This is a genomic window from Blastococcus sp. SYSU D00695 (assembly GCF_054050555.1).
In genome coordinates this window covers 21590-45709 of sequence record NZ_JBJGZP010000028.1, presented here as the reverse complement: position 1 = coordinate 45709, position 24120 = coordinate 21590, and the positions used below count along the sequence as shown (strand labels likewise).

The window sequence follows — 24120 nt, the reverse complement described above, 5'->3', positions numbered from 1 at the left end:
CCCCCCCCCCCCCCCCCCCCCCCCCCCCCCCCCCCCCCCCCCCCCCCCCCCCCCCCCCCCCCCCCCCCCCCCCCCCCCCCCCCCCCCCCCCCCCCCCCCCCCCCCCCCCCCCCCCCCCCCCCCCGCGACCGCAGCCCGGCCGCCGTCGTCTACTGCGACCTGGACGGCTTCAAGACGATCAACGACACCGCGGGCCACGCCGCCGGCGACGCCGCGCTGCGCCGCACCGCCGACGCGCTGCGCTCGGTGGTCCGGCCCGGCGACACGGTCGGCCGGATGGGCGGCGACGAGTTCGTGGTCGTGTGTTCCGGCATCGGGACGCCCGAGGACGCCGCCGACCTCGTGGGCCGGATCGAGGTCGCGCTCGGCGGCCTGCGGGCCAGCTGCGGCACCGCCCTGTCGCGCCCGAGCGACACCGCCGAGTCGCTGCTGCGGCGGGCCGACGAGGCGATGTACGCGGTCAAGCGCGCGCGGCGCCGCTAGCGCTGGTCGAGCAGCGCCAGCCGCCGGGTGAGGGCGCGCACGAGCGCGTCGGTGTCCGCCTCCGGTGTCCCGGCGCCGGCGGTGCGCAGGGTGACGGCGCCGTGCAGGGCCGTCCACAGCAGCGCGGCGTCCGCGGCCGGGTCGGTGCTGGCCGAGCGGCCCGCGGCGGCGCAGGCCGCGACGCCGTCGACCAGGACGGCGAACGCCCCGGCGCCCCGCTGCCGGCGCGGCCCGAACATCGCCCGGTACCGCGCCGGAGCCGCGAGGCCGGCCTCGACGTAGGCCCGGCAGCCGGCGACCAGCCGCTCGACCGGGTCGTCCAGGGGGGTCACCGCGGCCAGGACGTCGGCCCGCAGGCGGGCGAAGCCGTCGTCGGCGACCGCGTCGAGCAGCGCGTCGAGGTCGGCGAAGTGGCCGTAGACGGCGGGCGCGCTGACCCCGGCCTCCCGGGCGACCGCGCGGAGCGTGACGGCCTCCTCGGCCCCGGTCCGCTCCAGCAGCGCCGCCGCCGCCCGCAGCAGCTCCTCCCGCAGCCGCCCCGGCACCCTCGTCACGCGACCCACTTTACAGGTGTTAGGGAGCGGTCGTACCGTCTGCTTTACACCTGTTAAGCAACCCGAGGAGGCCGCCGTGCCCGTGATCCCCGACCTGCCGTGGACCGCCGCCGGACCGGCCGAGGGGCCCGGCGTCGTCCTGGTCACCCGGCTGCGGCTGCGCCGGCTGCGCGACGTCCCGGCCTTCTTCCGGACGTCGCTGGCCATCCGCCGCCAGGTCGCGCGCTCCCCCGGCGCCCGCTCGCTGCAGCTGCGCGCCGAGCCGCTGGCCCGCACCTTCACCACCGTCTCCTGGTGGGACGACGACGCCGCCGTGCAGGCATTCGCCCGCGCCGAGCCGCACCGGGGCGCGATGCGGGCCTGGCGGGAGCGGCTGGTGGACTTCACCAACCTGCCCCTGCCCGGCACCGGCGCCGTCCCCACTGTGGACGCGACGCTCGCGCGGGCGCCGGCCGCCGATCACGCTTGACCCTGACGCGACGTCAGGCCGTGCACTGGTCCCCGTCGACGAGAGAGGGGAGGACCCGTGAACGTGGGAGAGGTCGCCGCCCGGACCGGGGTCACGGTGCGCACGCTGCACCACTACGACCGGATCGGGCTGCTGTCGCCGTCGGGGCGCAGCGCCGCCGGCTACCGGCAGTACTCGGCGGCCGACCTGGACCGGCTGCACCAGGTGCTGGTCTACCGCGAGCTCGGGTTCGGCCTCGAGGAGGTCGCGACACTGCTGGACGACCCCGACGCCGATCCCCTGGAGCACCTGCGCCGGCAGCACCGGCTGCTCCAGGACCGGCTGGCGGCCGACCAGCAGCTGCTCGCGGCCGTGGAGAAGGAGATGGAGGCACGGCAGATGGGGATCTCCCTGACCCCCGAGGAGCGGTTCGAGGTGTTCGGCGAGCACGACCCGCAGCGGTACGAGGCCGAGGTGCGCGAGCGCTGGGGCGAGACCGACGCCTACGCGGAGTCCCGGCGGCGGACCCGCGGCTACACGAAGGACGACTGGCTGCGGATCAAGGCCGACGGCGAGGAGCTCACGCGCCGGATGGCCGCGGCGCTGCGGGACGGCGTCGCCCCGGACTCCGCGCCGGCGATGGACCTGGCCGAGGAGCACCGGCAGCAGATCACCCGGGACTTCTACGACTGCCCGCCGGAGATGCACGCCGGCCTCGGGCGGATGTACGTCGAGGACGAGCGGTTCACCGCCACCTACGAGGCGGTCGCGCCGGGACTCGCGCACTGGGTGAGCACCGCCGTCCAGGCCAACGCCGTCCGCCAGGCCGGCTGACCCCGCCCCGGCCCACTCCCGGCCCACTCCCCGCCCCGCCCCGCGAGATCGGCGATCTCGGCGGCATCAGGCCCCGATGGTGCCGAGATCGCCGATCTCGGCACCCGTCGGGGCCGGGGCGGGGGCCGGGGGCGGGGCCGGGGGGCGGGGGCCCGGTCAGGGGACGCGGATGAGCAGCTCGCCGTGGGTCATCGACAGCCAGCCGTCGTCGGCCGCGCCCCAGCGCCGCCAGGCCGCGGCGATCTCCGCCAGGTCGTCCTCGCCGGCCAGCCCGTAGGCCACGGCCTGCTCGGCGAAGGACGACGCCGTCGCCCGGCCGGCCCACGAGGTGCCCCACCACTCCCGCTCCTGCGGCGAGGCGTAGCACCAGGACGACGTCGTGGCGGTGACGTCGCGCAGGCCCGCGGCGTGGGCCCAGGAGAGCAGCCGGCGACCGGCGTCGGGCTCGGCGTCGTTGGCGCGGGCGACGCCGTAGTAGACCTCCAGCCAGCGGTCCAGGCCGGGGTCGAGCGGGAACCAGGTGAAGGTCGCGTAGTCGACGTCGCGCACGGCCACCACCCCGCCGGGCCGGCACACCCGCGCCATCTCACGCAGCGCCGCGACCGGATCGGTCAGGTGCTGCAGCACCTGGTGGGCGTGGACGACGTCGAAGGAGTCGTCGTCGGCCTCGAGCGCGTAGACGTCCCCCACGGCGAAGGAGACGGCGACGCCCTCCCGCTCCGCCAGCGCCCGCGCCTCGTCCAGCGGGGCGGGGGCGGCGTCCAGGCCCACGACCCGGCCCGGGGCGACCCGCCGCGCCAGGTCGACGGTGATCGTGCCGGGCCCGCACCCCACGTCGAGCAGGTCGGTCCCCGGGCGCAGGTGCGGCAGCAGGTAGCCGGCGGAGTTCTCGGCGGTCCGCCAGCGGTGCGACTGCAGGACCGGCTCGGCGTGCCCGTGCGTGTAGGTGTCCATGCCGGGGATCATGGACCCCCCATCCCACAGAACGGAACAGCCTTCTCAGTCAGTGGGATGGAGTCGTCTCACGGCCGCTCGGCGAGGACGGCCTCCGCGGCGGCCACGGCGGCCGCCCGGTCGGCGGGCACCAGCCCCAGGCGGGTGCGCCGGTCCAGCAGGTCGGCGAACGTCCGGGCCCCCTCGGCGCGGACGGCGAAGCGCAGCTCCCCCACCGTCTCCGGGCGACCCGCGACCAGCGGCTCCTCCCCCAGCGCGGCGACCGCCGGCGCCTCGGTGCCGTACCGCGCGACCAGCCGGGCCGGCGCCCCCACCCGGGCCAGTACCGCCCGCGGCGCGGCCCCGACCAGCGGCAGCCGGGCGGTCACCGACCGCGGCGCACCCCGGCCGAGCCGCTCCACCACGGCGTCGACCGTCTCCTCGGCCATCGCCCGGTAGGTGGTGAGCTTCCCGCCGACGACGGTCAGCACGCCGCCGTCCTCCGACAGCAGGTGCCGGCGGGACAGGTCGGCGGTGGCGTCACCGGGCCCGGTGCCCGCGGACGCCGGCAGCACCAGCGGCCGCAGCCCGGCGTAGGAGCCGACGACGTCGGCGCGGGTGAGCGGCGCCGCGAGCACCCGGTTCACCGTGTCCAGCAGCTGGGACACCTCGGCGTCCGACGGCGCCGGGTCCTCGTCGGGCACCGGCCCCGCGACCGGCTCGTCGGTGAGCCCCAGGTACACCAGCCCGCCCGGCTGCGGCAGCGCGAACACGTAGCGGGAGCGCGAGCCGGGCAGCGGCACGGTCAGGGCCGCGGCAGGCGAGCCCAGCCGGTCCGCCCGCACGACCAGGTGCGACCCCCGCGAGGGCACCAGCCGCACGCCCGGGGCCAGCCGCTGCGCCCAGACCCCGGCCGCGTTGACCACCACGCCGGCGCGCAGCTCGAACGGCGCCCCGTCGTCCGGGGCCACCGTGACCACCCCGCCGGACACGCCCGTCACCGCCGCCCCGGTCACGACCCGCGCGCCGCAGGCCGCCGCCGTCCGCGCCACCGCGACCACCAGCCGGGCGTCGTCGGCCAGCTGCCCGTCCCAGAAGACGACGCCGCCCCGCCCGGGCCGCACCGCGGGCACCGCCCGCGCCACCTCCGCCGCGCCCACGCGGGCGGTCGAGGGCAGCGACCCCCGGCCGCCGGGCACCGACAGCCGCACCGCGTCGCCCAGCCGGCCACCCAGCTCGGCCAGCGCGGTCACGTCCCGCCCGGCGACGTCGGGCACGAGGAACGGCAGCGGCCGGACCAGGTGCGGCGCGGTGACCCCCAGGAGGACGGCGCGCTCGCGGGCGGACTCCCGGGCCAGGCCGAGCTCCCCGTGGGCGAGGTAGCGCAGGCCGCCGTGCACCAGCTTCGACGACCACCGGCTGGTGCCCGAGGCGAGGTCCGCCCGCTCCAGCAGCGCCACCGTCAGCCCCCGCGACGCCGCGTCCAGCGCCACCCCGGCCCCGGTCACGCCCCCGCCGACGACCACCACGTCGACCGACCCGCCGGCGAGAAAGTCCAGGTCAGCGGCTCGTCGCGCCGCGGTCAGCGCGCCGGGGACCACCACCTCGCGAGCCACCGGCAGACTGTAGCCGTGCCCGAGCAACCGGAACTGACGATCCAGGGCTGGGGGCCGGGGGCCTCCCGCGTGGCGACGGTCCAGGAGGGGACGGGGGAGGACGCCGAGGGCTCGCTGGAGCTGGCCCGCGACCCCGACCTGGCCACCGCGCTGCCCCGGGCGGCGCGCCGGCACCTGGCCCGCGAGCTGGGCTGGACGCCCCGGGCCACGCCGGCCGTGCGGGTGGCCGAGGTGCGCCTGGCACCCAGCCGGCTGCCGCAGGCCGCGCTCACCGCGCTGACCGACCTGCTCGGCGCCGAGCACGTGACCACCGACCGGGAGCCGCGGCTGCGGCACACCGGCGGCAAGAGCTACCTGGACCTGCTGCGCCGGCGGGAGGGCGACGCCTCCGACGCCCCCGACGCGGTCGTCACCCCCGGCGACACCGCGGAGACCGCGGCCCTGCTGGCGCTGTGCGCGGAGCACCAGGTCGTCGTCGTCCCGTTCGGCGGCGGCACCAGCGTGGTCGGCGGGCTGTCCGGGACGGACCCCGACGACCGGCCGTCGGTGGCGCTGGACCTGCGGCGGATGGCCTCGGTCCGCGAGATCGACGTCCCCTCCTCGCTGGTCACCGTCGGCCCCGGCATGCGCGGGCCGGCGCTGGAGGAGGCGCTGGCCGGCGACGGGCTCACCCTCGGCCACCTGCCGCAGAGCTGGGAGTTCGCCACCCTCGGCGGGTACGCGGCGACCCGCTCGGCCGGGCAGGCCTCGACCGGCGTCGGCCGGTTCGACGACCTGGTCGCCGGGCTGACCCTGGCCACCCCGGCCGGCGTCCTGGAGCTGGGCTCCCCGCCGGCGTCGGCCGCCGGACCGGACCTGCTGGGGCTGGCGCTGGGCTCGGAGGGCGCGCTCGGGGTCATCACCGAGCTGCGGCTGCGGGTGCGGCCCCGGCCGCGCAGCACGGCCTACGAGGGGTGGTCGTTCCGCAGCTGGGCCGCCGGCCTGGCCGGCCTGCAGCGCCTGGCCCGGCACGACCTGCTGCCCGACGTCGTCCGGCTGTCCGACGGCGACGAGACGCGCGCCAACCTGCTCATGGCCGGCGGCACCGGCGCCCGCGTGCTGCGCGCCTCGCTGCGGGCCCGCGGGCGCGGTGCGGGCTGCCTGCTGGTCGTGGGCTGGGAGGGGCTGCCCACGCTGGTGCGGGCCCGTCGGCGTGCGGCCGCGTCGGTGCTGCGCGAGGGCGGCGCCGTCCGCGTCGGCCGGCGGGTCGGCGAGTCCTGGCGGCGGCACCGGTTCGAGGGGCCCTACCTGCGCGACCGGCTGATGGACGCCGGGCTGCTGGTGGAGACCCTGGAGACGGCGGCGACCTGGTCGGCGCTGCCGGTCGTGTACGACGCCGTCCGCCGGGCCCTGACCCGCTCACTCACCCGCGGCGACTCCCGGCCGCTGGTGCTCGGCCACGTCTCGCACGGCTACCCGACGGGCGCCTCCCTGTACGTGACGGTGCTCGCCGACCGGGACGACGACCTGCCCATCCAGCAGTGGCTGGCGGCCAAGCGGGACGCCACCGACGCGCTGCTGGCCGCCGGGGGCACCCTCACCCACCACCACGCCGTCGGCGCCGACCACCGCCCCTGGCTGGAGCGCGAGGTCGGCCCGCTGGGCGTGGAGGTCCTGCGCGCGGTGAAGCAGCGGCTGGACCCCACCGGCATCTGCAACCCCGGCGTCCTGCTGCCCGACTGAGGCGGGCAGCAGGACCGCGGCGGGCCGGGCGCGCAGCGCGGCCCGCCGGCGCAGCCACCGCGGCGGGCGCTCAGCCGGCCGCGGCACCGACGGCCCGCTCGCGCAGCGCGTGCCCGCCGCTGAACACGTCGGCCGGGTCCACGGCCCGCTTGACCGCCAGCAGCCGCTCGGTATCGGCCGGCGCCCAGGCGGCCAGCACCTCGTCGGGGCCGCGGACGTCGCCGAGGAAGTTGACCAGGCACCCGGGCGCCGCCCAGGGCCGCAGCGCCGCGAGCACCCCGCGGCCGGCGGCGGGCACGACGTCGGCCAGCTCCGGCAGCAGCGGCCCGATGAGCATCACCGACCAGGCACCGGACCGTCCGGAGACGGCGTTGGGCACCGCGGGCTGCCGGGCCAGCGCGCCGCCCAGCTGCCGGATCTCGGCCATCGCCAGCGGCACCGGCGCGTCGGGGCCGGCGGCGGCGAGGAAGGCGTCGACGGCCTCGGCGGGCAGGTCGGCCAGCAGCATGCCCTTCTCCCAGGCGGGCATCGGGTCGCGCGGGTCCATGTGGACGGCGTCCAGCTCGGTGGTCAGCAGCGGGGTGACCGCGCCGAGCACGACCCGCCCGGCGGCGGTCATCGGCGCGAGCAGCCGCTCGCCCTCGGCCGGGTCCTCGCCGGTGTACACGTAGCGCAGGTGCACCACCGTCTGCCCCTGCAGCGGCGGCGGCAGCTCCGGCAGCGGGGGCAGCCGCAGGACGGCGATCGAGCTGCTCGCCTCCTCCGGCAGCGTCGGCGCCCAGGCGCGGTAGGCGTGCAGCACCGCCGCGGCGTCCTCGGCGGCGAAGAAGACGCCACCGCCGAGGACCGAGCGCAGCGGGACGAGCCCGATCTCGATCGCGGTGACCACGCCGAAGGAGCCCTTGCCGCCGCGGACGGCCCAGAACAGCTCCGGGTCGGTGGTCGCGTCGACCCGGCGCAGCGTGCCGTCGGCGGTGACGATCTCGACCGCCTGCACGGTGTCGGCGGCGAAGCCGAAGCGGCGGCCGAGCGGGCCCAGGCCGCCGCCGAGGGTGTACCCGACGACCCCGACGTCGGACGACGAGCCGCACAGCCCGGCGAGCCCGTGCTCGGCCGCCGCCTCCAGCACCGCGGCCCAGCGCACGCCGGCCTGGACGCGGGCGGTCCGCCGGTGCGGGTCCACCGCGACCCCCTGCATGCGGCGGGTGGTGACCACCAGGGCCCCCGCCGCGTCGCGGACCGGCCCGTGCCCGGTGGCCTGGACCGCGACCGGCAGGCCGTGGGCGACGGCGAACTGGACGGCGGCGACGACGTCGGCGGCGCACGTGGCCCCGACGGCGAGGGCGGGGGTGTGCCGCACGGCCAGGTTCCAGGTGGCGACCTCGGCGGCCAGGCCGTCGTCGCCCGCCGCGTACACGGGGCCGTGCACCCGGCCGCGCAGTTCCTCGACGTCCGCGGCGGGGACGGCAGGGGCGGGGACGGCGGGGGCGGGGACGTGGGCGGCGGCCGCGGTGAGCGGGCCGCTGGTGCGGGGGGCGGGGATCATCGGGGGCTCCTCGGCGGGGGATCGGATGCCGCCGACCCTGGCCGCGCCGCCTTGACCGCCACTTGGACCGCGCTTGCGGGGACCGCACCCGCCGGCCACCCCTCGCGGGCGACATCCCGCCCGGGAGGTTCCCGATCGGGTGCCGCTCTGGGAGACTCGCTCGCCGTGCACTACCGCGTGCTGGGCCCGCTGGAGGTCACCGACCCCGAGGGCCGGCCGCTGGACGTCGGCGGCGCGAAGCCGCGCGCGCTGCTGACCCTGCTGCTGTCCGAGCCCGGCCGCGCCGTGGGCCTGGACCGGATCGTCGCCACCCTGTGGGGCGACGACCCGCCGCCCACCGTCACGGGCACGCTGCAGGCCTACGTCTCGCACCTGCGCCGCGTGCTGGAGCCCGACCGCGGGCCGCGGCAGCCGCCCACGGTGCTGCTGACCCGCCCCCCGGGGTACCTGCTGCAGGTCGGCCCGGAGCAGCTGGACAGCCTGCGCTTCGCCCAGCTGCTCGAGGAGGGCGACCGGGCGGTGGGCGCCGGCGACGCCGAGCGGGGCGCGGCGCTGCTGGACGAGGCGCTGGGCCTGTGGCGCGGCGAGCCCCTCGCGGAGCTGGGTGACCAGCCGGCCGCGGCCACCGACCGGCTGCGGCTGACCGAGCTGTACGTGCGGGCCCGGGAGCGCCGCTGCGACGCGCTGCTGGCCGCGGGGCGCCCGGACGCCGCCGTCCCCGACCTGCAGCGCCTGGTCGCCGAGCACCCGCTGCGCGAGCGCCTGTGGGCCCGGCTGGTGACGGCGCTGTACGCCGCCGACCGGCAGGCCGACGCCCTGGACGCGCTGCGCCGGTGCGCCGAGCTGCTGCGCGACGAGCTGGGCATCGACCCCGGGCCGGAGCTGCGCGACCTGGAGCAGGCGGTGCTGCGCCAGGACCCGAAGCTGACCGAGCGGGTGCCCCGGCCGCGGCTGGCCACGCTGCCCGCCCCGGCGCCGGCCGTCGCGCCCGTGCCGGCGCCCGCGCCCGAGTCGCTGGTCGGGCGGACCGTGGAGCTCGCCCAGCTGCGGGTGTCGCTGGACATCGCCGCGCACGGGCGGCCCGCGGTGGTCGTCGTCGGCGGGGAGGCGGGGATCGGCAAGACCCGGCTGGCCGAGGCCGCCGCCGAGGTGGCCCGCGCCGCCGGGTGGGCGGTGGCCTGGAGCCGCTGCGCGGACGACGCCGGTGCGCCCGCGCTGTGGCCGTGGACGCAGGTGCTGGCCGCGCTGGGGCAGGAGCGGCTCACCCCGACGGCCGAGGAGGACCCGGACGACGCCCGGTACCGGCTGTTCGAGGACCTTGGCGCCCGGCTGACCGCCGCCGCGTCCCGGCAGCCGGTGCTCGTCGTCCTCGACGACCTGCAGGGGGCCGACACCACCTCGGTGCAGCTGCTGTCGCTGGTCGCCCGGCACCTGCCCGCGCTGCCGCTGGTCGTGCTGGTCACCGTGCGCGACGTCGGCGAGGAGCTCCCCGCGGCCGTCACCGACTGCCTGGCCCGCCTCGGCCGGGAACCGGCGGCCAGCCGGCTGCGGCTGGAGGGCCTGGACGCCGACGACGTCGCCGCGCTGCTGGCCGACCGGCTGGGCGCGGCGGCCGCCCCGGCGCTGGCCGAGACGGTGCACGACCGCACCGCGGGCAACCCCTTCTTCGTCGTCGAGCTCACCCGCTGGATGGCCGGCACGCAGGAGGGCGGCCGCGGTGCGGTGCCGCCCTCGGTGCAGGAGGTGCTGCACCGGCGCCTGCAGCGGCTGCCCGCCGAGACGCGGGGCGTCCTGGAGCTGGCCGCCCTGGCCGGCCGCGACGTGACCCTGGACCTGCTGGAGGGCGCCGGCGCCCCGGCCGAGGAGGCGCTGCCGGCGCTGGAGTCGGCGATGGCCCTCGGCCTGGTCGTGCCCGGCGCGGCGCCGTGGAGCTGGCGGTTCGCCCACGCCCTGGTGCAGGAGGTGCTCGCGGCCGAGCTGGGCGCGCTGCCCCGGGCCCGGCTGCACGCCCGGCTCGGCGCCGCCCTGGAGCAGCGCGGCGGCGACGACACCGTGGTCGAGCGGCTGGCGCACCACTTCGTCGAGGCCGTCCCGGTCGCCGGCACCGGCCCGGCGCGCCGGTACTCCGCGGCCGCCGCCGAGGCCGCCCGCGCCCGGCTCGCGCACGGGGAGGCGGCCGCGCACACCCGCCGCGCCCTGCAGCTGATCGACCCCGCCGCGCCGGACGCCGCCCGCACCCGGCACGACCTGCTCACCGCCCTCGGGGACGACCTGCTGCGCAGCGGGCAGCGGACCGAGGCGCGCGAGGTGCTGGGCGAGGCCATCACCGTGGCCCGGCAGCTGGGCGACCGGCGCTGCCTGCTGGAGGCGGCGTCGGTGTGGGGGTCGCCCACGCTGTGGAACTGGCGGCCGCACGGCGTCGTCGACCACGCGATGGTCGCCCTGCTGGAGGAGCTGCTCGAGCACCGCGACGACATCGCGCCCGACGCCGACGACGCCGAGCGCGACCGGCTGACCGCGCGGCTGCTGGGCACCCTGGGCGTGGAGCTCGCCTTCAGCGCCGACCTGCAGCGCGGCCCGCGCTACGCCGAGGAGGCGGTGGAGCTGGCCCGCGGGCTCGGCGACCCGGAGCTGCTCGGGCGGGTGCTCAACAACCAGTCGCTGGCCGTGTGGGGCCGCCCCGGCGCGGCCGAGCTCCGGCTGGCGGCCACCGACGAGGCCCTCGCCCTGGCCGGCCGGGGCCTGCCGCGGCGCACCGAGTTCTTCGCCCGCCTGCACCGCGCGGCCGTGCGGCTGCACCTGGCCGACCGGCGCGGGTTCGAGGAGGACCTGGACGCCGGGGCGCGCCTGTCCGCGTCGCTGTCGGGCCCGGAGGTCCGCCCGCACGTGCTCTGGCAGCAGGCCGGCGCCGCCTGGCTGCGGGGCGACGGTGAGCGCGCCGAGGAGCTGTCCACCGAGGCCTACGAGCTGTACCGGCGGGTGACGCCGCACGCGCGGCACGCCTACGCCGCCCACCAGTTCACGCTGCGCCGCGCCGACGGCCGGCTGCCGGAGGCGATCGGGCTGCTGGTCGAGACCGGCGACGAGGGCAGCCCGCTGCTGCAGCTGATGGCGGTGCTGGCGGCGGCCGGGTCCGGCGACCTGGCCGAGGCGCGCCGGCTGCGCCGCCGCTGGGGCCGCACGCAGGTGCGGGACTGGGCCAGCGACGTGGCGCTGCTGCTGGAGGCCGAGACGGCGCTGCTGCTGGGGGACGAGCCCGAGGTGGAGATGGCCGTCGTGCAGCTGCTGCCCTTCCGCGGCCGGCAGGCGGTGCTGGGCACCCCCGCGCTCACGCTGGGCTCCTACGACGAGGTGCTCGGCCGGGTCGCGGAGTACCACGGCGACACGGTGGCCGCCCGGGAGTGGTGGCAGGCGGCGCGGCGGCAGGGGCAGGCCGTGGGCTCACCCCAGCAGGTCGCCGTCGCCGAGGCGCACCTGGCGCGGGTGCCGGAGTCCGCGGCCCGCCGCCCGCCGCGCCGCCGTCCGTCGCCGGCCGAGTCCGCCTGAGAGCGGGCCGGCGGTCAGAGCGTCGTGGCGCGGCCGCCGTCGACGGGGATGACGGCGCCGGTCACGTAGGCGCCGGCCCGGCTGGACAGGTAGACGACGACGCCGGCCATGTCGTCGGGCCGGCCGATCCGCTTCAGCGGCGCCGACGCGGCGATCTCGTCGCCGTGCGCGGCCAGGGTGGCGGCCATCATCTTCGACTCGAACGGCCCCGGTGCCACGGCGTTGACGGTGATGCCGCGCGGGCCCAGCTCCTTGGCCAGCACCCGGGTCAGGTGGTGCACGCCCGCCTTGCTCGCCGAGTAGGAGAAGGTCGGCAGGCTCGGGGCGTGCAGGCCGTCGATGCTGCCCACGTTCACCACGCGGGCCGGGTCGTCGGGGGTGGCCGCGGCCTCCAGCAGCGGGGTGCACGCGCGGGTCAGGAAGAACGGCGCCTTCAGGTTGAGGTCGAGCACCTTGTCCCACGCCGACGCGGGGAACTCCGCGAACGGCGCGCCCCACGTGGCGCCGGCGTTGTTGACCAGCACGTGCAGCCGGTCGGTGCGCCGGCCCACCTCCTCGGCCAGGCGCAGGCACTCGGCCTCGGTGGAGACGTCGGCGGGGATCGACTCGACCCGCCCGAACGGCGACAGCTCCGCGGCCGCGGCCTCGCCGGCATCGGCCTTGCGCGAGCTGATGAACACCGACGCCCCCGCCTGCAACAGCCCGCGCGCCATCATCAGGCCGATGCCGCGCGTGCCGCCGGTGACGAGGGCGACCTTCCCGGTCAGGTCGAACAGGTCCACGCCCCACCTCCGTGCCCACGGGGACGCGGTCGTCCCCCCGGCGGGGGACGCTACCGAGCGGCCCCGGCGGGTGCTGTGCCAGCCTCGGGCCGGTGACCCCTCCCCTGGGCGTGACCAGCGAGGTCGGCCCGCTGCGCACCGTCCTGCTGCACCGGCCCGGCGCCGAGCTGCGCCGGCTGACGCCCCGCAACAACGACGAGCTGCTGTTCGACGGCGTCCCGTGGGTGGCCCGCGCCCAGGAGGAGCACGACGCCTTCGCCGCGGAGCTGACCCGCCGCGGGGTGGAGGTGCTGTACGTCGACCGCCTGCTCGCCGAGGTGCTGGAGCGGCCGGCCGCCCGCGCCGAGCTGGTCGACGCCGCCGTCGACGACCCGCGCCTGGGCGCGACGCTGCGCCGCGCCGCCACCGGCCACCTGGCCGACCTGCCGCCGGCCGAGCTCGCCGCCACGCTGATCGCCGGGCTGGCGCACGACGAGCTGCCCGGGGCCCGCGGCCTGGGCTGGGAGCTGATGGGGCGCGGGGATTTCGTCGTCCCGCCGCTGCCCAACCTGCTGTTCACCCGCGACTCGTCGGTGTGGGTGGGCGACCGGGTGGCGGTGACCTCGCTGGCGATGCCCGCCCGGCGGCGGGAGACGACGATCACCGGCGCGATCTACGCCCACCACCCGCGGTTCGCCGCCGCCGGCCGGCTCTACGACCCCGGCCTGGAGCACCTCGAGGGCGGCGACGTGCTGCTGCTGGCACCCGGGGTGGTCGCGGTCGGCGTCGGGGAGCGGACGACGGCCGGCGGCGCGGAGCGGCTGGCCCGCCGGGTGCTCGCGGGCGGGGCGGCGCACACGGTGCTCGTCGTCCCGGTCGTCCAGCAGCGGGCGACGATGCACCTGGACACGGTCGCCACGATGGTCGACGTCGACGCGATGGTCGTCTACCCCGCCGTGGCCGACTCGCTGGTCGCGTGGACGGTGACCGCCGACGAGCCGCCCGACGAGGCCGGCGCGACCCCGCTGTCCGTCCGCGGGCCGGGGCCGTTCCTCGCCGAGGCCGCCCGGGCGATGGGCATCGACCGGCTGCGGGTGGTCGACACCGGCCTGGACCCGGTCACCGCCGAGCGGGAGCAGTGGGACGACGGCAACAACACCCTGGCCCTGGCGCCGCGGCTGGCCGTCGCCTACGAGCGCAACACCGTGACCAACGCGGCGCTGGAGGCGGCCGGGATCGAGGTGGTGCGCATCGCCGGGGCGGAGCTGGGCAGCGGCCGCGGCGGGCCCCGGTGCATGTCCTGCCCGGTCGCCCGCGACGACCTGCCGGGCTGACCGCGCCGGGTCCCGCCCCCCGGCGCGGGACCCGCTGCTACCTTCCCGGCCGGTGAGCGAGCACCCGGGTCCCCTGGCGGAGCGGCTGCGCCGGCTCCGCGAGCGGGCTGCGCTCACCCAGGAGGAGCTGGCCGAGCGGTCGGGCGTCACCGCGAAGGCGATCAGCGCGCTGGAGCGCGGCGAGCGCCGCCGGCCCTACCCGCACACGCTGCGCGCGCTCGCCGAGGCCCTGGGCCTCGACGACGCCGAGCGGGCCGACCTGGCCGCGGCGGCCGGCCGCGGCGCCCCCGTCGAGCGGTCCGCCGCGGTCCCGGCGCCGGTCGCCCCGCTGATCGGGCGCGAGCGGGAGCGGGAGGAGCTGCTGCGGCTGCTCGGCGACCCGGGCTGCCGCCTGGTGACGGTCACCGGCCCGGGCGGGGTCGGGAAGACCAGCCTGGCGCTGGAGGCGGCGCGGTCGGCGCCCGCGGGCGCCGTGGCCGTCGTCGAGCTGGCGCCGGTGGGCGAGGCGCGGCTGGTCGCGCCCACGCTGGCACGGGCGCTGGGGCTGCGGCAGTCCGGGGCGCCGCTGCTGGACGCGCTCGCCGCCCACCTCGGGTCCCGCGACCAGCTGGTGCTGCTGGACAACCTGGAGCACGTGCTCGACGCGGCCGGCGACGTGGCCGGGCTGCTCGCCCGCTGCCCCGGCCTGACCGTGCTGGCCACGAGCCGGGCGCCGCTGCGGATCCGCGCGGAGCGCGAGTTCCCGCTGGCCCCGCTGGCGCCGCCCGCCGGGGAGGACGTCCGTTCGGTCGAGTCGTCGCCGGCGGCGCGGGTGTTCCTCGACCGCGCGCGGGCGGCCGGGGGCGCCGTCGTCCTCACCGAGGCGGCCGCGCGGCAGGTGTCGGCGATCTGCCGCCGGCTGGACGGCCTGCCCCTGGCCCTGGAGCTGGCCGCCGCGCACGCCCGCTTCCTCGACCCGGCCGCGCTGCTGGCGCGGCTGGACGAGGCGGTCGGCTCGCCGCGGTCCCGGGACCTGCCGACCCGCCAGCGCACGATCGGCGCCACGCTGGACTGGAGCCACGCACTGCTCACCGCGGCCGAGCAGCAGCTGCTGCGCCGGCTGTCGGTCTTCGCCGGCGGGTTCACGCTCGCCGCCGCCGAGCACCTGCAGGCCGACGCCGTCACCGTCCTGGGCGGGCTGGTCGAGCAGTCGCTGGTCGTCGCCGGGGACGGCCGCTTCCGGCTGCTCGAGCCGGTCCGGCAGTACGCCGCGGGGAAGCTGGCCGAGGCCGGCGAGGCGGGGCCCGTGGCCGACCGGGCCGCCGGCTTCCACCAGGCGCTGGCCGCCGAGGCCGCCGCCGGGCTGCGCGGGCCGGACCAGCGCGGCAGCCTGGACCGGCTGGACGCCGAGCACGACAACCTCGGGGCGACCTTCGCCCGGCTGCTCGCGGCGGGGGAGCCGGGCGCCGCGGCCCGCCTGGCGCTGCACGTCTGGATGTACTGGGCGCTGCGCGGCTACGGCGTCGAGGGCCTGGGCTGGGTGCGCCGCATCCCGGCGGAGGGCCTCGACCCCGCAGGGCGGGCCGCCCACGCCACCGCGCTGGCCGGGCTGCGCTACACCACCGGCGACCTGGCCGGCATCGTGCCGGCCGCCGAGGCCGCCGCGGCCGCCGCCTCCCTGGCCGGGGACGCGTCGCTGCGGGCCGAGGCGCTGATGTTGCGCGCCTCGGCCGCGCTGTTCCTCGACGGCCCGGACGCCGCGGCCCCGCACGTGCGCGCGGCGCGGGACGCCGCCCGGCTGGCCGGCAACCGGTTCGCCGCCGCGCACGCCGCCCAGGTCGAGGCCCGCCGGCGGCTGCGCGCGGGGGACGTCGCCGGGGCGGAGGCCGCCGTCGCCGAGGCGACCGAGCTGGCGCACGACCTGGGGCCCTTCACCGTGGCCACCGTCCTCAACGCCCGCGCCAACGTGGCGCGCGCCCGCGGGCAGGACGACCTCGCGGTGGACCTGCTCGTCCAGGTGGTGGACCTGGCCACCGCCGTGGGGACGACGTGGAACCTGGCCTACGCCCTGCCCGAGCTGGGCGCGCTGGCCGCCGAGCGGGGCCGGCACGAGGTGGCCGCGCAGCTGTTCGGTGCCGCCGCCGAGGCCGCCGCCGTCACGGTGGCGGTGCCCCCGGACCCCGCGCTCGCCGACCGCCGCCTCAACGCCGCCCGGGAGGCGCTGGGGGAGGAGGCGTTCGCGCGGGCGTGGGAGCGGGGGCGCCGGGTGCCACCGGGCGAGGTGCCGGGGCTGGCCCGGCTCACCCACGCACGCGGCTGACGTACCGGCGGTAGCGGCGGGCGAAGACGGTGCGCAGCAGCAGCCGCACCGGCAGCGGGACCTTGCCGAACATCTCCGCGGCCTCCGCCGGCGTCGCGTCCTCCACGACCATCCAGAACATCAGCGGCAGCTCCGAGCGCGGCATGGACCCGAACCCGTGCTCGCCGAGCCGGTCCCACTCGGCCTGGGTGACGTGCCGGGCGGCCAGGGGCAGGACCTCGCGCTCCTCCTCCCCCAGGTGCGCGAGGAGGACGTCGGCGAGGGCCTCGCAGGCGTCGGCGACCTCGGCGGTGACGGCCGGGCGGGCCTCGGCCTCCCACCGCGGGAGCGCCGCCCGGATCTGTGCGGTGAGCTCCTCCACGCGGGAGTGGTGCTCCTCCATGCGGGCCACCAGCGCCTCCTCGGGCGGGCAGCGCTCCAGCAGCAGGGGCCAGAGGACGTCGTCCTCCCCGGAGTGGTGCAGGTGCAGGCCCTCCAGGACGCGGCGGGCGTGGTCGGCGAGGACCGCGGCGCGGCCGGTGTCGCCGGCGGCCACGCCGCGGACGAGGCCCGGCAGCAGGCCGAACTCGCGGCGGAACGCCCGGTGGACGGTGAACATGTCGGAGACGTCGGTGAGCTGGGGTCCGGTGGTGGTCGTCATGGCGCAGAGCCTGCTGCGGCGGGCCGGCACACCCCACCCACACCGCTCCCACAGTTCCCCCCACGGTCGGGCGGCCGCCCGGCCCGCTCGCTACCGCAGCGCGAGGACGGCGCCGGCCGCGAGCGCGCCGAGGACGGCGAGCCGCACGAGCCACCGGCCGGTGGTGAGCCAGCCGCCCGGGAACGGCCGGCGGACGGTGCGCCCCGGTGGCGGCGCGCCCAGCAGCGGGGCGAGCCAGCGCAGGGTCCGCGTCGCGTTCTCCCGCTCGGAGTCCACCGTCGAGGACCACAGCCCCAGCAGCAGCCACAGCCCGTAGAGGACGAGGAAGGGCAGCAGGACCAGGCCGATCACCGCGCTGACCGGGTCGTCGCCCAGGCTCCAGGAGCCCGTGTCGCCGCCGCCGTCGGCGCTCGCGCTCGACCGGCCGGTCAGCCGGAACAGGCGGTCGCCGTGCCACAGGTGCAGGCCGCGCCCGCCCCGGGACGGCGCCGCGCTGTGGAACCCGGCCGGCGGCCCCTCGGCGACGACCCGCTCGGCGGAGAACAGCGGGGTGCGGACGACCTGCAGCCGCCCGCCCTCGATCCGCAGCACCACCCGCCGCCGGCCGAGGCCCAGCGGGGTGAACCGCCGCACCCAGCGCAGCGGCGGGGACTGCGCGTCCGGCCCGTCGGAGGGCGGGAGGGCGTCGCGCAGCCGCCGCTCCCGCCGGCGCCGCGCCCGCGGGGAGAGTTCCTCCTGCACCGTCACGGCGCGGCAGGCTAGGTCACCGGCGGCGCGGGCGGGGCGCCGTCCGCCCCGCGACTTGTTCAGCTGGACGCTTGAGCAAGCACCTGCTTGACTACGCCCCATGACGGTGGTCGAGGACGACGAGCGGCTGGACGGGGTGTTCGCGGCCCTGGCCGACCGCACCCGGCGCGACATCGTGGCGCGGCTGAGCCGGGGCGAGGCGACGGTCACCGAGCTCGCGGCCCCCTACGCGATGAGCCTGCAGGCGGTGTCCCAGCACATCCGCGTGCTGGAGCGGTCCGGGCTGGTCAGCCGCGGGCGCGAGCGCCAGACCCGCCCGTGCCGGCTGGAGCCCGGCGCGCTGGAGACCGCGGTGTCGTGGCTGGAGGAGAGCCGGCGGACGTGGACCGGCCGGATGGACCGGCTGGAGGCGCACCTGGCGCGGCTGCAGGACGGCGAGCGGTGACCGCCGGCGACGAGCTGGTGCACCGGCGGGTGCTGGCCGCGCCGAGGGCCCTGGTCTGGCGCTGCCTGACCGAGCCGGCCGAGCTCGCGCGGTTCTGGGGCCCGCGCGGGACGACCACGCCGCTCGACGGCATCGTCGTCGAGCTCCGCGTGGGCGGCCGGTTCGAGACGCTGATCGTCGGCGACGCCGGCAGCCACCACATGCGCGCGACCTTCACCGAGGTGGCGGCGCCCGAGCGCCTCGCCTGGGTGGAGACCGGCAGCGGGATGCACACGACCGGCACGCTGACCGACCTCGGCGACGGCACCACCGAGGTCGTCATCTCCCAGCGGCACGTGCCCGCGGCCATGCGCTCCCCCGAGGCGCAGGCCGGCTTCCTCAGCTCCCTCGACGAGCTCGCCGCCCACCTCGCCCGCCTGATCCGGGAGGACCGACCGTGACCGACCCGCAAGCACTCGTGGCCCCGACCTACGAGGGCCTCGCCGACCTGCTCGCCGCCGCGCCCGAGGGCACCTGGGACGCGCCCTCGCTGTGCGCCGGGTGGCAGGTGCGGCACGTCGTCGCGCACGTCTGCATGCCGGTGCGGCTGACGCCCGCGCAGTTCGGCGAGCAGCTGGCCGCGGCCGGCGGGGACTTCGGCGCCCTCTCCGACGCCGTCGCCGCCCGCGACGCCGTCCTGCCGCCGGCCGAGCACCTGGCCGCGCTGCGCTCCCCGCAGCTGCACGCCTGGCAGCCCCCGGGCGGGGGCGCGGCCGGCGCGCTGAGCCACGCCGTCGTCCACTCCCTCGACGTGACCCTCGCCCTCGGCCGCCCGGCGGTCGCGCCGGCCGAGGCCGTGGCCACCGTCCTGCAGCAGCTCGCCGACGTCCGCGGGGCGTGGTTCGGCGTCGACCTGGACGGCGTCCGGCTGGAGGCCACCGACCGCGACTGGGCCGCCGGGGACGGCGCGGTGGTCCGCGCCGGCAGCGGCGAGCTGGTCGCGCTGCTCGGCGGCCGCACCCTCCCCGACGGGCGGGCCCTGCCCCGGCGCTGAGCGCCGGGGCAGCCCGGGTCAGCGCAGGGTGATCTGGCGGGAGATCAGCCCGGCGCGGGCCCGCCGCTCGTCCGCCGTCAGCGGGTCGGTCACGGTCAGCGCCTGCTCCAGCCGGGCCTGGAAGTCGGTCGCGGCGTCGGTCCAGTCGTCGGCGAGGGCGTCGGCGGGCAGGTCCCACACCGGGACGACGAGGCCGTGCGCCCGGAACGCGCCGGCGTAGCGGGTGCCCTCGCCGAGCAGGATCTGCTCGGACGCCGACAGCCGCGCCAGCGCGTCGAGCAGCTGCTCCTCCGGCTCCGGCCGGACCCAGCGCAGGTGGGCCCGCTCGGCGCCGGGGCGCACCCAGTAGGCGGCGCCGAGCCCGGGCAGCCGGACGGTCGGCAGCACCGCCTGGTTGGCCTGCTCCAGCCCCGCCTTCGCGGCCGGCGACGGGTCGGCGCCCTCCAGCCAGAAGGCGAAGTCCTCGTGCACCGTCACGTCCAGGGGCGCGGTGAGGTCCAGCAGCTCCTGCAGCCGCGGGCCGGCCGAGCCCGCGCCGCCGATCGGGCCCGGGTCCACCGGCGCGCCCTTCGGGGCCTCCAGCGCCGCGGCGAGGGCGGTGCCGAGGTCGCGGCTGACGTCGTCGGAGGAGGTCGGCAGCTGGACGCCCAGCATGATCTCGCCGTTGGCCCGCACCAGTGCCGGGGAGCCGCCGGGCAGCACGCTGGCCAGCGTCACGTCGCGGCCGTCCGCCGTCTTCAGCGGGGCGGTCGCGGACGGGACGAGCTCGCGCAGCGCCACCCAGTCCGGCTCGCCCGGCAGCCCCTCGAACGGCCGGGTGACCGGCGGGGCGTAGCCCGACCCGTGGCAGTGCTTGTACCTGCGGCCGGACCCGCACGGGCACGGCGCCTTCGGGTTGACGGCGCCGCCCTCGGCGGCGGGGGCGGAACCGGGCTTGCGGCGGGTAGTGGAGCGGGCCATGGCGTCCAGCCTAGGGACCCCCGCGCCCCCCACGGCTCGCGGTGGGCCGCGCCGGGGCGGCGGCACTACCCTCCGGTCGTGGTCCCCCTCGACCTCACCGACCCGGCGGTGGTCGCCGACCCCTACCCCGCCTTCGCCCGGGCCCGGGAACGGGCGCCGGTGCAGTGGCACGAGGGCATGGGGCTGTGGCTGGCGTTCACGCACGCCGAGGCCGGCGCCGTCCTGCGCGACCGCCGGCTGGGCCGCATCTGGCGGGACCGGGAGCCCGGCGAGCGGTTCGCGGCGTTCAACCTGATCCACCGCAACGCCATCCTGGAGATGGAGCCGCCCGACCACACCCGGCTGCGCCGGCTGATCAGCACCGCGTTCGCCCGCGGGCACGTCGAGCGGCTGCGGCCGTGGGTGGAGCGGCTGGCCGGCGAGCTGGTCGACGGGCTGGTCGAGCGGTCGGCCGGCGACGAGCCCGTCGACGTCCTGTCGGGCATGGCCGAGGACCTGCCGGTCGCGGTCATCGCCGAGCTGCTCGGGGTTCCCGACGCCGACCGGCCGCTGCTGCGGCCGTGGTCCAACGCGATCGTGAAGATGTACGAGTACGGCCGGACGACGGCGGTGGAGGATGCCGCCGAGCGGGCGGCCGCCGAGTTCGTCGCCTACCTGCGGGAGCTGGCCGCGCAGCGCCGCCGCGCGCCGGGCGAGGACCTGCTCTCCCACCTGGTCTCGGTGCGCGATGCCGACGGCGACCGGCTCACCGAGGACGAGCTGGTGACCACGTGCGTCCTGCTGCTCAACGCCGGCCACGAGGCGACGGTCAACGTGTCGGGCAACGGCCTGCTGGCGCTGCTGGAGCACCCCGACCAGCTGGCCCGGTTGCGGGCGGACCCGGGCCTGCTGCCGACGGCGGTCGAGGAGCTGATGCGCTACGACTCGCCGCTGCAGCTGTTCGAGCGCACCGCGACCGAGGACGTCGAGATCGGCGGGGGAACCGTCGCGCGGGGGCAGAAGATCGCGGCCCTGCTCGGTGCGGCCAACCGCGACCCCGCCGTCTTCGCCGACCCCGACGCCTTCGACGTCGGGCGCACGCCCAACCCGCAGATCTCCTTCGGCGCGGGCGTGCACTTCTGCATCGGGGCGCCGCTGGCCCGGGTGGAGCTGCAGGCCTCGTTCGGGGCGCTGCTGGCCCGGACCTCGCGGCTGGAGCTGGCCCGGCCGGCCCGCCGCCGGCCGGAGTTCGTCATCCGCGGGCTGGCCGAGCTGCCCGTCGTCCTCACGGGGCGGTGACCGGGGCGGCCTCGACCAGGGGGAGCACGTCGGCCGGGCGCGGCAGCCGGTCCAGCTCGGCGCGGGCGTGGCGGGCCGCCTGCCGCAGGTTCGGCCGGTCCAGCAGCTCCGTCACCGCGGCGCGCAGCCGGTCGGGGGTGGCGTCGGCCCAGTCGAGGCGCACCCCCACCCCGGCGGCCCGCACCCGCTCGGCCCCGAGCTGCTGGCTCGGCGCGAGGGCGGGCAGCACCAACAGGGGCAGCCCGTGCAGCAGCGCGCCCACCGTGGTGCCCGCGCCGCCGTGGCTGACCACGGCGTCCACGTGCGGCAGCACCACGGACTGGCGGACGTAGGACACCACCCGCACGCCGGGGCCGGCCGGCCGGACGACCTCCGGCGGGTGCGGTCCGGTCGTCACCACCACCCCCGGCACGACGGCCGTGGCGGCGTCGGCCAGCAGCTGCAGCAGGTCCGGCCGGCAGAACCGCGGCACCGTCCCCAGCGTCACGTAGACCGCCGGCCGGGGCAGCGACGCCGGCCAGTCCGGCGCCGGCTCCGGCGGCCCGTCGAAGCCGGTGGGGTGGACCGGGACGACCCGCGCGTCGAGCCGCCCGACGTCCGCCCCCTGCAGCACGGGCGGGCAGGCGTCCAGGTACAGCCGACCGGTCTGCCGCGGCGGCCCGGGCGCGCCGGCCCGCTCCCAGACGGGCACCAGCGTCTCCTGCAGCGCCGCCCGGCCGGCGGCCGGCCGGGCGGGCGAGGCCCAGCTGTGCGTGACGCAGGGCAGGTCGCGCAGCGCGGCCACGAGCGGCGCGGCGTACTCCCCCTCCTCGTGCACCAGCACGTCGGGCCGCCAGTCGTCCACGACCGCGAGGAGGTCGGCGGCCATCGGCGGGACGGCGATCGTGGTGAACATGTGCCGGGGCCGCTCCGGACCGTCCAGCCCCAGCTCGTCGGAGCGCGCGGACGCCGCCGCCTGGCCCAGGCCCGCGGGGACGGCGTCCAGCCCGCACCGCCGCACCCAGTCCACCCGGTCGGCGCCGGTGGCGACCCGCACCTCGTGCCCGGCCGCGACGGCCGCGAGCGCGAGCGGTAGCACGGGGTGCAGGTGCCCCAGCCCGGGGACGCTGCTGACGAGGAACCGCATGCCGGACCTCCTGACCGCAGGAGGAGATGGTCCTCCCGACGGGCCGGGAGGCACCACCGGCGCTCGTGCGCTCTCCTGCGTGCTCTCGCGGTCCTGCAGCGCAGCAGGAGCACGCGCGAAACCGCGAGAGCACGGGCACGCACCCACCGGTGGAACGTGAGCCCCGCCACTGGCACGATTCCCGCCATGCGTGGCCTGATGCAGGACTTCCCTCTCACGATCGACGCGATCTTCCGGCACGTCGAGCAGCACTACGGCGACGGCACGATCGCCACCGCAGGCCCGGACGGGATGACCCGGGTCACCTACGCCGAGTGGGCCGACCGCACGCGGCGCCTCGGCGGGGTGCTCGACACCCTCGGCATCACCGCCGACGGCCGGGTGGGCACCTTCGGCTGGAACAGCCAGCGCCACCTCGAGCTGTACTTCGCCGCGCCGTCGACCGGCCGGGTCCTGCACACGCTCAACATCCGGCTGTTCCCCGAGCAGCTGACCTACATCGCCAACCACGCCGAGGACGAGGTCGTCTTCGTCGACCGGTCGGTGCTCCCGCTGTTCTGGGGGCTGGTCGACACCATGACCACGGTCCGGCACGTCATCGTCATGGACGACGGCGGCGACAACGAGATCCCCGACGACCCGCGGGTGCTGGACTACGAGGCGCTGCTGGCCGAGGCGCAGCCGGTCGACTTCCACGTCACGGACGAGAACTCGGCCGCCTCGATGTGCTACACGTCGGGCACCACGGGCAACCCCAAGGGCGTCGTCTACTCGCACCGCTCGACCTACCTGCACACGATGGGCGTGATGCAGCCCAACGCGTTCGGGCTGAGCGTCCAGGACGTCGCGATGCCGGTCGTGCCGATGTTCCACGCCAACGCCTGGGGCATCGCGCAGGCCGCCCCGGCCGCCGGCGCCTCGCTGGTGATGCCCGGCCCGATGATGCAGCCGAAGGCGCTGGCCGACCTGATCGTCGAGGAGGGCGTCACGTTCACCGCGGGCGTCCCCACGATCTGGCAGGGCGTGCTACCGCACCTGGCCGGCCGCGAGCACCGGCTCCGCCAGGTCGGCTGCGGCGGCTCGGCGGTGCCGAAGGCGCTGAGCGAGGCCTACCGGGAGCAGATCGGGCTGTCGATCCTGCAGGCGTGGGGCATGACCGAGACGCACCCGGTCGCCTCCTCGGGCGTGCTGCCGCTGCGCTACGCCGACGCCGACGAGGCCGCCAAGGCCGACCAGCGGGCGCGGGCGGGCATCCCGCTGCTGGGCGTGGAGGCGCGCATCGTCGACGCCGACACCCTGGAGCCCCAGGCGTGGGACGACCAGGCCACCGGCGAGCTGCAGGTCCGCGGCCCGTGGTGCGCGCAGGACTACTACAACCCCGACGCCGGGGTGCAGCTCACCACCGCCGACGGGTGGATGAAGACCGGCGACGTCGCCGCCATGGACGAGTTCGGGTCGATCCGCATCGCCGACCGCACCAAGGACCTCATCAAGTCCGGCGGCGAGTGGATCAGCTCGGTCGACCTCGAGAACGCGATCATGAGCCACCCGAAGGTGAAGGAGGCCGCGGTCGTCGGCATCCCCCACCCGAAGTGGGACGAGCGTCCGCTGGCGTGCGTCGTCCTCAAGGAGGGCGAGCAGGCCAGCGAGGAGGAGATCCTCGACCACATCCGGCCGCTGGTGGCCAAGTGGTGGATGCCCGACGCGGTCGAGTTCATCGACGAGGTGCCCAAGACCAGCGTCGGCAAGTTCTCCAAGAAGGACCTGCGCTCGAAGTTCGCCGAGTACCAGCTGGGGAGCTGACCCCGGGGCAGG

21 protein-coding genes are annotated in these 24120 nt (G+C 78.1%); 12 read left to right on the top strand and 9 right to left on the bottom strand.

All coding sequences use genetic code 11. The features are described from left to right. Positions 1-483: GGDEF domain-containing protein (locus tag ACI781_RS16330; protein ID WP_456567176.1), on the top strand; the 483-nt coding region annotated here is incomplete at its 5' end. Here ACI781_RS16330 and ACI781_RS16325 read toward each other — a convergent pair. After that, the gene (locus tag ACI781_RS16325; protein WP_456567175.1) at positions 480-1037 is read right to left on the bottom strand and encodes a TetR/AcrR family transcriptional regulator; all 558 of its coding nucleotides are present in this window, start codon (positions 1035-1037) and stop codon (positions 480-482) included. The two genes, ACI781_RS16330 and ACI781_RS16325, sit on opposite strands and share 4 nt — an antisense overlap. A 76-nt stretch (positions 1038-1113) precedes the next feature. Between ACI781_RS16325 and ACI781_RS16320 the strand changes: the two genes are divergently transcribed. Beyond that, complete coding sequence (locus tag ACI781_RS16320; protein WP_456567174.1) at positions 1114-1506, top strand: antibiotic biosynthesis monooxygenase family protein; 393 nt, start codon at positions 1114-1116, stop codon at positions 1504-1506. Positions 1507-1563: 57 nt separating this feature from the next. Next, the gene (locus ACI781_RS16315) at positions 1564-2319 is read left to right on the top strand and encodes a MerR family transcriptional regulator (protein WP_456567173.1); all 756 of its coding nucleotides are present in this window, start codon (positions 1564-1566) and stop codon (positions 2317-2319) included. A 156-nt stretch (positions 2320-2475) separates the two neighbouring features. Here the strand turns inward: ACI781_RS16315 and ACI781_RS16310 are convergent, their stop codons facing one another. Both ACI781_RS16310 and ACI781_RS16305 read right to left on the bottom strand, forming a co-directional pair. Continuing rightward, positions 2476-3273: a methyltransferase domain-containing protein gene (locus ACI781_RS16310; RefSeq protein ID WP_456567172.1), complete on the bottom strand. Its 798-nt coding sequence runs from the start codon at positions 3271-3273 to the stop codon at positions 2476-2478. A gap of 68 nt (positions 3274-3341) precedes the next feature. Next, complete coding sequence (locus tag ACI781_RS16305) at positions 3342-4868, bottom strand: glycerol-3-phosphate dehydrogenase/oxidase (protein ID WP_456567171.1); 1527 nt, start codon at positions 4866-4868, stop codon at positions 3342-3344. Positions 4869-4883: 15 nt separating this feature from the next. Between ACI781_RS16305 and ACI781_RS16300 the strand changes: the two genes are divergently transcribed. Continuing rightward, the gene (locus ACI781_RS16300; protein WP_456567170.1) at positions 4884-6590 is read left to right on the top strand and encodes an FAD-binding oxidoreductase; all 1707 of its coding nucleotides are present in this window, start codon (positions 4884-4886) and stop codon (positions 6588-6590) included. Between the two features lie 70 nt (positions 6591-6660). On the opposite strand, the gene ACI781_RS16295 is transcribed toward ACI781_RS16300, so the two are convergent. Next, a complete protein-coding gene (locus ACI781_RS16295) occupies positions 6661-8136 on the bottom strand; it encodes an FAD-binding oxidoreductase (RefSeq protein ID WP_456567169.1) in 1476 nt (491 codons plus the stop codon). Between the two features lie 165 nt (positions 8137-8301). Between ACI781_RS16295 and ACI781_RS16290 the strand changes: the two genes are divergently transcribed. Then, positions 8302-11682 (top strand): BTAD domain-containing putative transcriptional regulator, encoded by a 3381-nt coding sequence (locus ACI781_RS16290; protein ID WP_456567168.1) that lies wholly within the window; start codon positions 8302-8304, stop codon positions 11680-11682. Positions 11683-11696: 14 nt separating this feature from the next. Here ACI781_RS16290 and ACI781_RS16285 read toward each other — a convergent pair whose 3' ends face one another. Beyond that, positions 11697-12464, bottom strand: coding sequence for an SDR family oxidoreductase (locus ACI781_RS16285; protein ID WP_456567167.1), 768 nt, complete (start codon positions 12462-12464; stop codon positions 11697-11699). Between the two features lie 92 nt (positions 12465-12556). Between ACI781_RS16285 and ACI781_RS16280 the strand changes: the two genes are divergently transcribed. Beyond that, positions 12557-13777, top strand: a complete 1221-nt coding sequence (locus ACI781_RS16280; RefSeq protein WP_456567166.1) for an arginine deiminase — start codon at positions 12557-12559, stop codon at positions 13775-13777. A gap of 52 nt (positions 13778-13829) precedes the next feature. Beyond that, complete coding sequence (locus tag ACI781_RS16275) at positions 13830-16076, top strand: ATP-binding protein (RefSeq protein WP_456567165.1); 2247 nt, start codon at positions 13830-13832, stop codon at positions 16074-16076. On the opposite strand, the gene ACI781_RS16270 is transcribed toward ACI781_RS16275, so the two are convergent. Both ACI781_RS16270 and ACI781_RS16265 read right to left on the bottom strand, forming a co-directional pair. Then, the gene (locus tag ACI781_RS16270) at positions 16057-16716 is read right to left on the bottom strand and encodes a hemerythrin domain-containing protein (protein WP_456567164.1); all 660 of its coding nucleotides are present in this window, start codon (positions 16714-16716) and stop codon (positions 16057-16059) included. The genes ACI781_RS16275 and ACI781_RS16270 overlap by 20 nt on opposite strands. Before the next feature lie 90 nt (positions 16717-16806). Continuing rightward, entirely contained in the window at positions 16807-17463 is a 657-nt protein-coding gene (locus ACI781_RS16265; RefSeq protein ID WP_456567163.1) for a hypothetical protein, read from the bottom strand. 100 nt (positions 17464-17563) lie between these two features. Between ACI781_RS16265 and ACI781_RS16260 the strand changes: the two genes are divergently transcribed. Genes ACI781_RS16260 through ACI781_RS16250 form a run of 3 tightly spaced genes read left to right on the top strand, consistent with a single transcriptional unit; the run spans position 17564 to position 18941 of the window. After that, positions 17564-17908: an ArsR/SmtB family transcription factor gene (locus ACI781_RS16260; RefSeq protein ID WP_456567162.1), complete on the top strand. Its 345-nt coding sequence runs from the start codon at positions 17564-17566 to the stop codon at positions 17906-17908. Next, a complete protein-coding gene (locus ACI781_RS16255) occupies positions 17905-18348 on the top strand; it encodes an SRPBCC family protein (RefSeq protein ID WP_456567161.1) in 444 nt (147 codons plus the stop codon). The genes ACI781_RS16260 and ACI781_RS16255 overlap by 4 nt, the downstream gene beginning before the upstream one ends. Continuing rightward, a complete protein-coding gene (locus ACI781_RS16250; protein ID WP_456567160.1) occupies positions 18345-18941 on the top strand; it encodes a maleylpyruvate isomerase family mycothiol-dependent enzyme in 597 nt (198 codons plus the stop codon). Before ACI781_RS16255 ends, ACI781_RS16250 begins: the two co-directional genes overlap by 4 nt. 18 nt (positions 18942-18959) lie before the next feature. On the opposite strand, the gene ACI781_RS16245 is transcribed toward ACI781_RS16250, so the two are convergent. Then, entirely contained in the window at positions 18960-19901 is a 942-nt protein-coding gene (locus tag ACI781_RS16245; RefSeq protein WP_456567159.1) for a DUF5926 family protein, read from the bottom strand. Positions 19902-19979: 78 nt separating this feature from the next. On the opposite strand from ACI781_RS16245, the gene ACI781_RS16240 reads away from it, so the two are divergent. After that, entirely contained in the window at positions 19980-21179 is a 1200-nt protein-coding gene (locus ACI781_RS16240) for a cytochrome P450 (protein WP_456567158.1), read from the top strand. Here ACI781_RS16240 and ACI781_RS16235 read toward each other — a convergent pair. Beyond that, entirely contained in the window at positions 21166-22305 is a 1140-nt protein-coding gene (locus ACI781_RS16235) for a glycosyltransferase (protein WP_456567157.1), read from the bottom strand. The two genes, ACI781_RS16240 and ACI781_RS16235, sit on opposite strands and share 14 nt — an antisense overlap. Before the next feature lie 186 nt (positions 22306-22491). On the opposite strand from ACI781_RS16235, the gene ACI781_RS16230 reads away from it, so the two are divergent. Next, the gene (locus tag ACI781_RS16230; RefSeq protein ID WP_456567156.1) at positions 22492-24108 is read left to right on the top strand and encodes a long-chain fatty acid--CoA ligase; all 1617 of its coding nucleotides are present in this window, start codon (positions 22492-22494) and stop codon (positions 24106-24108) included. Positions 24109-24120 lie beyond the last annotated feature (12 nt).